The organism is Streptomyces kronopolitis (assembly GCF_014646275.1).
Taxonomy (GTDB): Bacteria; Actinomycetota; Actinomycetes; order Streptomycetales; family Streptomycetaceae; genus Streptomyces; species Streptomyces kronopolitis.
The window spans coordinates 420,623-431,987 of record NZ_BMND01000003.1; the positions used below are offsets into that span (position 1 = coordinate 420,623).

The window sequence follows — 11,365 nt, forward strand, 5'->3', positions numbered from 1 at the left end:
CCGACCACCCGTGCGCCCGGACCGCCCGCGCCCTCCCGCTGACCGCCGCCGCCCCCGCGGCCGCCCCCGCCCCCGTGGCCGATTCGTGCTGCCTCCGCCTTCCGCGGCTTCCCCGCCTTCCCCGGCCGGTCACGGTGTTCGTCGTCCGTACCGCGATATGTCACACCGGTGACACCCCCCCTTCCGCGATGCTCGTTCCTCTTGGAACACTCTGTTCACGTTGCATGTCCCACCGATCCCTCCGACCGCACGGCACCACCCCCCACCTTCGCGAATCACCGCACTCACCACGAGGTTCCCCATCTCATGCCTGAACTGAATCGGCGGCGTTTCCTCCAGATCGCCGGCGCGACCGCGGGCGTCTCGGCCCTGTCGAGCAGCATCGCCCGTGCCGCGGCCATCCCCGCCGCACGACGCTCCGGGTCCCTGCACGACGTCGAGCACGTGGTCGTCCTGATGCAGGAGAACCGTTCCTTCGACCACTACTTCGGCACGCTCAAGGGCGTCCGCGGCTTCGGCGACCCGCGGCCGCTGCAGCTCGAGAACGGCAAGTCCGTCTGGCACCAGTCCGACGGCTCCAAGGACGTCCTGCCCTACCACCCGGACGCCGACAACCTCGGCATGCAGTTCATCGAGGGCCTGAACCACGACTGGGCGGGCGGCCACAAGGCCTGGAACGACGGCAAGTACGACAGCTGGATCCCCGCCAAGGGCACCGGCACCATGGCGCACCTGACCCGCAAGGACATCCCGTTCCACTACGCGCTCGCGGACGCCTTCACCATCTGCGACTCGTACCACTGCTCGATGATCGGGGCCACCGACCCCAACCGCTACTACATGTTCTCCGGCCACGTCGGCAACGACGGCTCGGGCGGCGGCCCGGTCCTGGGCAACGAGGAGGCGGGGTACGGCTGGACCACGTACCCGGAGCGGCTGGAGAAGGCCGGGATCTCCTGGAAGGTCTACCAGGACATCGGTGACGGCCTGGACGCCGACGGCAAGTGGGGCTGGATCGAGGACGCCTACCGCGGCACCTTCGGCGACAACTCGCTGCTCTTCTTCAACCAGTACCGCGACGCCAAGCCCGGCGACCCGCTCTATGACAAGGCCCGCACCGGCACGAACGCCAAGAAGGGCGACGGCTACTTCGACCACCTCAAGGCCGATGTGAAGGCCGGCAAGCTGCCCCAGGTCTCCTGGATCGCCGCCCCCGAGGCCTTCTCCGAGCACCCGAACTGGCCCGCGAACTACGGCGCCTGGTACGTCTCCCAGGTGCTGGACGCGCTCACCTCCAACCCCGAGGTGTGGAGCAAGACCGCGCTGTTCATCACCTACGACGAGAACGACGGCTACTTCGACCACGTCCTGCCGCCGTTCCCGCCGGCCTCCGCCGACCAGGGCCGCTCCACCGTGGACAGCTCGCTCGACTCGTTCGGCGGCAACGCGACCTACTCCGCCGGCCCCTACGGGTTCGGCCAGCGCGTCCCGATGCTCGTCGTCTCGCCCTGGAGCACCGGCGGCTACGTCTGCTCCGAGGTCCTCGACCACACCTCCATCATCCGGTTCATGGAGCGCCGGTTCGGGGTGCACGAGCCCAACATCTCGCCCTGGCGCCGCGCCATCAGCGGCGACCTGACCTCCGCCTTCGACTTCGGCCTGGAGAACACCAGGCCGGCCGCGCTCCCGGACACCGACGGCTTCCGGCCGCCGGACAAGGAGCGGCACGACAGCTATGTGCCGAAGCCGCCGGCCAGCCCCGTCCTGCCCAAGCAGGAGCCGGGCTCCCGGCCGTCCCGCCCGCTGCCGTACGCGCCGCTGGTCGACGGGTCCGCGACGCCCTCCACCGGGCGCTACACCCTCACCTTCAAGAGCGGCGACAAGGCCGGTGCCTGCTTCACCGTCACCGCGGGCAACCGCACCGACGGCCCCTGGTCGTACACCACGGAGGCCGGCAAGACGATCTCCGACACCTGGAACACCGCCTACTCCAAGGGCAGCTACGACCTGTCGGTCCACGGCCCGAACGGCTTCCTGCGGACCTTCCGGGGCGACGGCAAGAAGACCGGCCCCGAGGTGACCGCCCGCCACGACGCGACGGCCGGCCGCCTGGTGCTGACCCTGACCAACCACGGCAGGACCGACTGCCACCTGACCGTCACGAACGCCTACGGCGGGGCGAGCGAGACCTACCCCGTCCGCGCGGGCGCCACCGTCAAGAAGCCGCTCGACCTGCGCGCCAGCAAGCGCTGGTACGACCTGTCGGTCACCTCCGACACCGACAAGACCTTCCTGCGCCGGTTCGCCGGCCATGTGGAGAACGGTGAGGCGGGTGTGAGCGACCCGGCGATCATCACCGGCTGAGCGGAGCGGGCAGATCCGCCCGCCGCCGCAGTCGGCAACGGGGCACCCGCCGTGAACGGAGGGTGCCCCGTTGCCGTTCCCGTTCTCCGTCCGGGTCAGGTGTAGGTGTAGGGCCGGGGGGCCGTGGCGCTGCCGCCGGCGGAGGTGACGGTCACCGGTACCGTTCCCGGGGCGTGCGCCGGGGCGACGGCCTGGAGCAGGGAGTCCGAGACGGCGGAGAAGGCGGCCGGGGTGGTGCCGAAAAGCACCCCCGTCGTCTGCGCCAGCCCGGATCCGACGAGGGCGACGACGGTGCCGCCGGCCCGGGAACCGGCCGCCGGGACAAGGGCGTTGAGATCGGGCGGGCCGACGTAGGTGTAGGTGCCGCCGTCGGCGATCCCGCCGATCGTGGTGACCGTGACCGGCACCCCGCCGGCCGGTCCGGGCGGGGCGGTCACGGTCAGCACACTGTCGGAGAGGACCACCGGCGTGACCGCGGTGCCGCCGAAGCCGAGCGTGCGCGCGGTGGCCAGGGCGGTGCCGGTCAGCGTCACGGCGGTGCCGCCCGTGACGGGCCCCGAGGCGGGGAAGAGCCCGGTCACGCGCGGCGGCGGGAGGTAGTAGAAGGGCATCGGTGCGCTGGTACCGCCCGGTGTGGTCACGGTGACGTCCACGACGCCGTGCCCCGCCGGGGTGACCAGGGTGATCTCGTGGTCGCTGACGACGACCACCTCGGTGGCGAGCCGGGGGCCGAAGTGCACGGCGGTGGCCCCGGTCAGATGGCTGCCGAGGAGGGTGACGCGGGTTCCGCCGCCGGTCGGCCCCTGGTAGGGGTGCAGGCCGGTCAGTCCGGCGAGGACGGTGACGGTGCTGTCGCCGTTGTTGACCACGTAGACGCTCTGCTGGTCCGGGGTGATCGCCACCCCGTACGGCACGTTCAGCCCGGCGTGCTCGGCGATGACGCGGTAGCCGGCGGTGTCGACGACCCGCACGGTGCTGTCGCCGTTGCAGGAGACGTAGGCGAGCAGCCCGTCCTTGGTGAGCGCCACCGCGAAGGGCAGCGAGAAACCCGGGAGCGAGGCGAGGACCGTGCCGGTCGCGGTGTCCAGCACATCGACGGTGTTGCCGCCGTAGTTGGGGACGAACAGCCGCCGCCCGTCCGGGGTGACGGCGGACGACCGGGGGAAGTGGAACCCGGTCAGTTCGTCGATGACGGCGTAGGCGGCGGTGTCGATCACGCTGATCGTGTTCACGGCCTCCTTGCCCACGTAGGCCCGGCTGCCGTCCGGAGTGATCAGGAGGCTCCGCGGCCCCATGCCGACCGGGATCTCCTCGGTGACGGTGTTGCCGGCGGTGTCGATGACCCGTACGGCGTTGAGCGACTGGCAGGCCACGAACAGGCGCGCGCCGTCCGGGGTGACGGCGAGTTCCACGGGGTTGCCCATGTGATCCACCGTGCCGATGACGGCGTTGGTCGCGGTGTCGATGGTGCTGACGGTGCCGGCGCCGAGGCTCGCCACGTAGAGCCGCCGCCCGTCCGGGGAGAGCGCGGCGCCCCAGGGCCCGGCGGCCACCGGGATGGTGGCGGTCACGGCCTTGGTGACCGTACTGAGCACCGAGACGGCGCTCGACCCGTAGTCGGTGACGTACGCCCGGCCGCCGTCCGGGCTGATCACTACGGACACCGGGCCGTTCCCCACCGGCACGGTGACCACCGGCGGCGGTGCGGCGGACCTCGGGACCCTGGCGGCCGCGGGGGCACGGAGCCTTGGCGGCGGCGGGTGGCCGGGAGCGGGGGTGGTGGGGGGTCCGGTTCCCTGCTGCGGTGCGGGCATCGGCTCTTCCTTCCCGACGACGGGTGCCGGGGGTGCCCCGTGCTCCCGGAGGAAGGCCCGTACCGCGCTCGCCCAGAGTCCTCCGTCGCAGAGGGAGGGCGACCCGCCGGCTCGAACCCGACAAGTAACCCAACGCCCTTCGCCGCCCCACAACAGCCGCCGGCCGAATTCACCCGGACGGAGCAGACGGGCGGCCGGTGGCGGGCGCACCCCGGGGCCGCCCGGCCGGCCGCGCCTTGCGCTGGAGTGCGCTCCAGCTCCTAGGGGGTGTCGTTCGGGTCATGGCGGGCTCGCGGGGCCTGGCACGCACATCTGCGGCGTTGTCGTCGGTCGCCGACGCTCCGCGTCGACTCCCTCCTCCGCCTTGCAGCTGCACGCACCAGACCCCGCTCCCTGATCCACCATGACCCGAACGACACCCCCTAGCGTGGGCGCACGACCCGACCAACCGTCGCTGATCGAAGGGGACATCGTGCGCTACACACTGTTCGGCAGGACCGGCCTGCGGGTGAGCGAGCTGAGCCTGGGGACCATGACGTTCGGCGGCGAACCGGGCTGGGGCACCGACAAGGACACCAGCGGCCGGATCCTGGACGCCTACGCGGACGCGGGCGGCAACTTCATCGACACCGCCAACATCTACGCCGGCGGCTCCTCCGAGCGGATCCTGGGGGAGCTGCTCGCCGGCCGCCGCGACCGCTTCGTGCTGGCCAGCAAGTACACCTGCGCGACCCGCGAGGGCGACGTCAACTCCGCGGGCAACCGCCGCAAGAGCCTGGTCCGTGCCGTGGAGGCGAGCCTGGAGCGGCTGCGCACCGACCACCTCGATGTGCTGTGGGTGCACGCCCGGGACCACTTCACGCCCGTGCAGGAGGTCATGCGGGCGCTCGATGACGTGGTGCGGTCGGGGAAGGTGCTCCACCTCGGCGTCTCGGACTGGCCGGCCTGGGAGATCGCGCAGGCCAATACCCTCGCCGAGCTGCGCGGCTGGACCGCGTTCGCCGGCTCGCAGCTGCGCTACAACCTGCTGGAGCGGACGCCGGAGCGCGAACTGCTGCCGCAGGCCCACGCCTTCGAGCTGGCCGTCCTGGCCTGGGCGCCGCTCGCGGCCGGCAAGCTCACCGGCAAGTACCGCCGCGGGGAGACGGGCCGGCTGGCCGGTACGGCCGCGCACGACACGTCCGACCGGCGGGCGGAGGAGACCGTCACCGCGGTGCTGGAGATCGCCGAGCAGGGCGGCTGGAGCCCGGCGCAGGTGGCGCTGGCGTGGCTGCGCAGCCGGCCCGGCAACGTCATCCCGATCATCGCCGCCACCAAGGAGAGCCAGCTGCGCGACAACCTCGCCGCGGCCGGGGTCACCCTCGACGCCGACGCGCTGGCGCGGCTGGAGGCGACCAGCGCGGTCCCCCTCGGCTTCCCGCACGACTTCCTGCGCGAGCCGCAGATCGTCGAGAACGTCTACGGCGACCAGTGGCAGCGGATCGAGGACCGCCGCCCCACCCTCCGCCGCACGACCGGCGGTATCGGCTGACCGCCCGCCCCCGGGGGGCCGCTCGGATACGCGGACGCCGCCGCCCGGAGAGCCGGGCGGCGGCGTCCGCGGTCCGCGCCGGGCGCGGCCGCCGGGGTCAGCTGTGCAGCGCGCTGCGCTGCTGCCACTGCTGCCAGCTCTCCTGCCAGACCTCCAGGCCGTTGCCGACATCGGTCTTCGCGGTGCTGCTGCTGCCCTTCACCTCGACCGTGGAGCCGATCGGCAGGAAGTCGTAGACCGTCTTGGCGTCCGAGGTGGTCATGCCGAAGCAGCCGTGGCTGTTGTTCTCCACGCCGAGCGACTTGTTCCACGGGGCGGAGTGCAGGAAGGTCCCGGACGCGGTCATGTGGGTGACCCACTTGGAGTCCAGCTTCCACTGGTTGCCGTACCCGATGGTGGCGGAGTCCATCGTCTCGGCCGCGTTCTTGCTGCGGACGGTGTGCACGCCGCCGCGGGTCGGGGCCTCCGGGGAGCCCGCGGAGCCGCGGATGGTGCCGACGCTCTTGCCGTTCTCGTACATCGTCAGGGTGTGGGACGGGACGTCGATGACGGCCTTGTGGTCGGCGCCGATGCGGAAGCCGAAGTCGTAGTCCCGGGCGAACCAGCCGCCGTCGGAACCGGAGTCGATCCCGGACAGCGCGCCCTTCACGGAGACCTTGGTGCCGGCGGGCCAGTAGTCCTTGGGGCGCCAGTCGATCCGGTCCTTGCCGGAGTAGTCCTTGACCCAGCCCCAGGCACCCTCGACCTTCGGCTGGGTGGTGACCGTCAGCGCCTTCTCGATCTCGGCGCGCTTGTCCTTGGCCACGGGGTTGTCGAAGAGGATCGACACCGGCATCCCGGTGCCCACGGTCTGACCGCCGCCCGGGGTGTTGGTGAGCTTGTTGATCTTTTCGGGCTGCTCCGTGGTGAATTCCGAGGTGGCGGCCGCTTCCTTGCCCTCGGTCGACTTCGTCTTGGTGCGCACGGTGTAGGTGGTCTTCGGCGTCACCTTGCCGTCCGAGGTCCATGACGCGCCGTCACCGGCGAGGCGGCCGCCGACTGTGCCGCCCTTGTCGGTCTTGACCTCGACCGCGGTGAGCTTTCCGCCGTCGGCCCGCACGGATATCCGCGAGCCGAGCTTGGCCGCCTTGGTTCCGGCGGCCGGGGTGACGGTCACCTTGGCGGCCGGCTCGTCGGCCTTCGTCGTGCCCGAACCCGGCCCGCATGCGGTCAACAGGGCGGCGCCCGCGGCCAGGGCGGGTATCAACCGGGCGAAGTGGCGGCGTGGTCCGGCGTGCACGGGGGTCCCTCCAGAGCAGACAGCTGACAGTGGCGGAGCCCGGCCCTGCGCGGGGTCACCGCCCGGGGCTGTCGAAGGACCCGCCGCCTATGCAGAGGGTGTGTCTGCTGAGGTGGTTGTCCGGTGCACCGGATCATTAGGACACAGTTCGATATCGGGGGATCGGGGAACGCGGCGGTGGCCGGCCACGGGGGAGTGGCCGGCCACCGGTACGCGACGGAACGCGGCCGCCCGCGGAAGGTCGCGGGCGGCCGCTTCAGCCGGTCGTCGGGGTCAACTCGACGGTGGTGTCCCGCCACCGCCCCCGCCGCCGGGCGAGCCGCCGCCGCCCGTGGTCCCCCCGCCGGTCGTGCCGCCGCCGGTCGTCTCGCCACCGGTCGTGTTACCGCCGGTCGTCTCTCCGCCGGTCGTGCCGCCGCCCGGGCTGCTGCCGCCGGTCGAGGCGGACTGGCCGCCGGTGGTGCTGCCGCCCCCGGTGCTCCCCGGCGGCTGTCCCGGCGAGGCCGTGCCGCCCCCGTTGGAGCCGGTGGTGCCGGAGGAGGTCTCCCCGGACGACGGGGACTGGTTCGGCGGCGGCTGGGAGTTGGAGGGCCCGCTGGGGGTCTGGGACGGCGGGGAGGTCGGGCTGTCGGTGGTGCCGGTGGTGCCCTGGGGGCGCTTGAACCAGGTGCCGGTCTGCGGGTTGCGCAGCGTGAAGTCCTTGATCTTGGACTTGGCGGGCGTGACCACGACCACGTTCGAGGACCGGTAGCCGGGCCACGTCGTGCCGACCGTCTTCACGTCCCCCTTGAGCGCCGTCGGCTTCGTCAGCGGGTTCCCGCACTTGCAGCGCACCCGCGGCACCCCGTACGCGTCGACCATGACCGCGGTGCCGGACTGCAGTACCGACTGGAACGAGGTGGTCTTGCCGTCCCGGTAGCCGTGGTTGGTGACCCGGGTGTCATAGCTCAGCTGTACGGGCGTCAGCGACCGCAGATAGCGCGGGACATCGTTCGGGGCCACGCCCGCGACGCCGGCGAACGCCTTGTTCTTGGCGGGGGCGCCGGTGAGATAGCTGATCTGCTTCTCGACATCGCAGGCCGAGCTGTTCTGGGACCCGCCGTAGAGGCCGGGCGTCGCCCCCGAGAACTCGCTGTTCGAGCCGCTGGACTTCTTGGGCGTGGCGGACGGGGACGGGGACGAGTCGTTCGCCGAGGACTTGGTCACCGGGTCGCGGCCGGTCGAGGCGGCCGGCTCGGCGAAGACCTCGCTCGTGCCGCCGCTCGGCCGGGTGAGCACGAGGGTGATGATCACGGCGGCGACCACGGCGGCCGCGATGATCGCGACCCGCGGGGCGGACCGCCACCAGGGCTTGCCGCCCTCCCCGCCGCCGTCCCCGCCGCCTCCGCCCCCGCCGCGGCCGCCGGGGCCGTCCGGTCCGCTCGGTCCGCCCGGGCGGGTGGCGGTGGCCGGGGGCGCGGGCTCCTCCGGCCGCTGCGGTTCCGGTTGCGGGGTCACCTGCGTCGGCTCGTGCGAGGGGCCGGAGAGCGGGCCCGACGGGGGGCCTGTCGGGTGGCTGTCAGGCGGGGGAGGAGTCACGGGTGCCCTTCCGACGCGTGTGGGCCATCCGGCTATGCGAATTTTGCCCGTGTTTGTCGATGTCAAGGACATTGTGTGCCCGGGTTCGGTACGGTCCGCAAGCGGGGCGGTACACAGGGTGCTTACCGTGGGGGCAGCCGTCCGCGCGGGCGGGGCACCGGGCTGCGGGCTCCCGGCGGAGCGCCACGGGTCCCCGTGCACCGCGGTCAAGGCGCCCACCAGGCGGATCGCCGCAGGCGGTCCCGTACCGGCAGGAGAGAGCGTGAGCCAGCAGCGAGGTCCCACGTCGGACGCCCCGCCGCCCGGCCCGGTACCCGTCCACGGCGCGCCACCCGCCCTCCGGGCCTGGGCGCACGCGCTCGGGACGGCCGTGGCGGGCTTCGCCACCATGCTCGTGGTCGCCACGCTCGGTCTGTGGGCGGCCGGCGCCGCGGACCTCCCCGGCGGGGCGTTCCCCTCGGTGATCGCGGCGACCGTGGTGATGGCCGCCGGCGGCTCGGTCGGCCTGTCGGGCGGCGCCGGAGAACTCGCCCGGGCGCACGCGGACCTCGACGCCGTACCGCTGTCGGTCACCCTCGCGGGGGCGCTGGTGACCGCCGCCGTCTTCCTGCTGCCGCTGCGCCACCGGGCGGTGGCCGGCACCGGGGAACTGCTCGCCCGGATCGCGCGGACCGCGGTGTGCTGGCTGGTGATCCTGCTGCTGCTCGCGCTCGCGGCCTCGCACGACTTCCGGATCGCGGTCGGCGACGGCATCGCCGCCCAGCTCGGCGCCGACCTGGGCGCCACCCCCGTCATCGGCTTCCGCGCCGACCTGCCCGCCACGCTCGGCGTCGGCCTGCTGTGGGTGCTGGCGCTGCTGGTCCTGACGTTCCTGATCTCCCGCCGGGCCCCGCTCTCCGCGCGGCTGCTGCACTTCCAGGACTCCGTGCGGCCCCCCGCGTTCGCGATGCTGCTGACCCTGCTCGCCTATGCCGTGATCGGGCTGGTCATCGGCATCGTCGAGCTGTTCACCCGGGGCGATCCGGCACAGACCTTCGCGGTGATCTTCCTCGGACTGCCCAATCTGATGTGGATGGCGCTGGGCATCGGCACCGGCGGCGGCTGGGTGGGCCATGTCGACAAGGCCATCGGGCTGCCCGTGCCGACCGCCCTGGACCAGGTGCTGCGCACCCGCGGGCAGCGGACCCTGGACCTCGGTGCGCTGGCCGCGCACGACGGCCGGGCCTGGCTGCTGGTGGCGGTGGCGGCCGTGGTGCTGCTCGCCGCCGCCTTCGTCTCGGCGGTCCGCTCCCCGGCCCGGCGGCCGGCCTGGCGGCACGCCGTCGAGCTGGCCGTGGCGCTGGCGCTCACCCTGCTCACCGTCGGACTGCTCACCCGGATCTCCGCGCGCTTCGGGCTCTCGCTGATCGGCGTCGGCAACCTCGGGGGCGGCCTGGGCAACGCGGTCACCCTGGACCCGCAACTCCTGCGGCTGGTGGGCGTGGGCCTGCTGTGGGGGCTGGTCACCGGCTTCCTCGGCAGCCTGCTGGCGCGGCGGGTACGGCACCCGGGCGAGGTGGCGGCCCCGGAGCCGCCACGCGGACCCTGACCGCTCAGGCCGCCGGCGGGGACTCGGCGCGGCCCGGGAACACCGGGGTGGCCCAGCGCGGGGGCGGCGGAGGCGCCGGGCTGCGCCGGCCGCCCGGGTCGGCCCCGGCGTCCACCTGCGTCGGCGGATGCGCGCGGGCCTCGCCCGCCGCCGGCCCGGGCCCGGCGGTCCGGCCTGCGGCCCGCAGCGCCGCCACGAACCCCCGGCAGGTCTCGTAGCGGTCATCGGGCGCCTTGGCCAGGGACTGGGCGAACACCGTGTCGACGGACTCCGGCAGATCCGGCCGCTGCTGCGTCAGCGCCGGCGGCGGATCGTACTGGTGGGCCCACAGCAGCGCCATGTCGTCGTCGCGCCGGAACGGCGGCGCCCCCGTCAGCATCTCGAACAGCACGCAGGCCAGGCTGTAGACATCGCAGCGGCCGTCCACCGGGCGGCCCGAGATCTGCTCCGGCGCCACGTAGTCCAGGGTGCCGACGAACTGTCCGACGCTGGTGAACCCGGTCAGCGACAGGGACTTCTTCGTCAGGCCGAAGTCGGTGAGGTAGGCATGCTCGGGGCGGTCGCTGTCGGTGCCCTCGGCGATCAGGATGTTGCCCGGCTTGACGTCGCGGTGCACCAGGTCGTGCGCATGGGCGGCGTCCAGCGCCGAGGCCACCTGGAGGCCGATCCGGCAGGCCGTCTCCAGCGGCAGCGGGCCGTCGCGGTCCAGCAGCGCCCGCAGGTCCCGCCCCTGCACGTAGCGCATCGCGATGTAGAGCACGCCCTCGGTCTCCCCGGCCTCGAAGACCGGGACGATGTGCGGGTGGTCGATCGCCGCGGCGACCCGCGACTCATGGGCGAAGCGCTGCCGGAAGGTGTCGTTCCGGGCGAGTTCGGGCGCCAGCAACTTGACCGCCACCGTGCGGCCCAGCCGCAGGTCCTCGGCCCGGTAGACCACGGCCATCCCGCCCCGGCCGATCTCGTCCTGGAGCAGGTACCCGGCGAGCTGCCGCCCGCGCAGCGCGGGGGAGTCGGGGGCCGTGGCGCGCTCCGGTCCCCGGTCGGCCGCCTGCCCGTCGCTCACCGCGGATCACCCGCGTCCGGCGGCCGGCGGCGGGCCTCCGGGGTCCATGGCCCGGGTCCGGTCGGGGTCCGGCGGGGGCGGCTGCGCGTCCGGCGGCTGCGGCTGCGGCTGCGGCGCGGGCTCGGCGGCAGCGGGCCGGGTCGCGGCG

The 11,365-nt window shown here is 73.4% G+C and carries 7 protein-coding genes; 3 read left to right on the forward strand and 4 right to left on the reverse strand.

Annotation, left to right across the window (positions count from 1 at the left end; all coding sequences use genetic code 11):
- The first annotated feature begins 306 nt into the window (after positions 1-306).
- On the forward strand, positions 307-2,364 hold the full coding sequence (locus IEY78_RS06115; RefSeq protein WP_189096534.1) for a phosphocholine-specific phospholipase C: 2,058 nt from the start codon (positions 307-309) through the stop codon (positions 2,362-2,364).
- 95 nt (positions 2,365-2,459) lie between these two features.
- Here IEY78_RS06115 and IEY78_RS06120 read toward each other — a convergent pair whose 3' ends face one another.
- Entirely contained in the window at positions 2,460-4,178 is a 1,719-nt protein-coding gene (locus tag IEY78_RS06120; protein WP_268240249.1) for an IPT/TIG domain-containing protein, read from the reverse strand.
- Between the two features lie 472 nt (positions 4,179-4,650).
- On the opposite strand from IEY78_RS06120, the gene IEY78_RS06125 reads away from it, so the two are divergent.
- Positions 4,651-5,709 carry an aldo/keto reductase gene (locus tag IEY78_RS06125; RefSeq protein ID WP_189096559.1) on the forward strand — a complete coding sequence of 353 codons (1,059 nt, stop codon included), beginning with the start codon at positions 4,651-4,653 and terminating at the stop codon, positions 5,707-5,709.
- A 97-nt stretch (positions 5,710-5,806) separates the two neighbouring features.
- On the opposite strand, the gene IEY78_RS06130 is transcribed toward IEY78_RS06125, so the two are convergent.
- Positions 5,807-6,988, reverse strand: a complete 1,182-nt coding sequence (locus IEY78_RS06130; RefSeq protein ID WP_229699730.1) for a L,D-transpeptidase family protein — start codon at positions 6,986-6,988, stop codon at positions 5,807-5,809.
- 273 nt (positions 6,989-7,261) lie between these two features.
- Positions 7,262-8,485: a DUF6777 domain-containing protein gene (locus IEY78_RS06135; RefSeq protein WP_189096536.1), complete on the reverse strand. Its 1,224-nt coding sequence runs from the start codon at positions 8,483-8,485 to the stop codon at positions 7,262-7,264.
- A 343-nt stretch (positions 8,486-8,828) separates the two neighbouring features.
- On the opposite strand from IEY78_RS06135, the gene IEY78_RS06140 reads away from it, so the two are divergent.
- On the forward strand, positions 8,829-10,154 hold the full coding sequence (locus IEY78_RS06140) for a streptophobe family protein (protein WP_189096537.1): 1,326 nt from the start codon (positions 8,829-8,831) through the stop codon (positions 10,152-10,154).
- Positions 10,155-10,158: 4 nt separating this feature from the next.
- Here IEY78_RS06140 and IEY78_RS06145 read toward each other — a convergent pair whose 3' ends face one another.
- Entirely contained in the window at positions 10,159-11,217 is a 1,059-nt protein-coding gene (locus IEY78_RS06145; RefSeq protein ID WP_373294069.1) for a serine/threonine-protein kinase, read from the reverse strand.
- Between the last annotated feature and the right edge of the window lie 148 nt (positions 11,218-11,365).

Excerpts from the sequence above, each read along its gene's own strand:
- IEY78_RS06115 (WP_189096534.1), top strand. The coding sequence starts at position 307 with ATGCCTGAACTGAATCGGCGGCGTTTCCTCCAGATCGCCGGCGCGACC.
- IEY78_RS06120 (WP_268240249.1), bottom strand. The coding sequence starts at position 4,178 with ATGCCCGCACCGCAGCAGGGAACCGGACCCCCCACCACCCCCGCTCCC.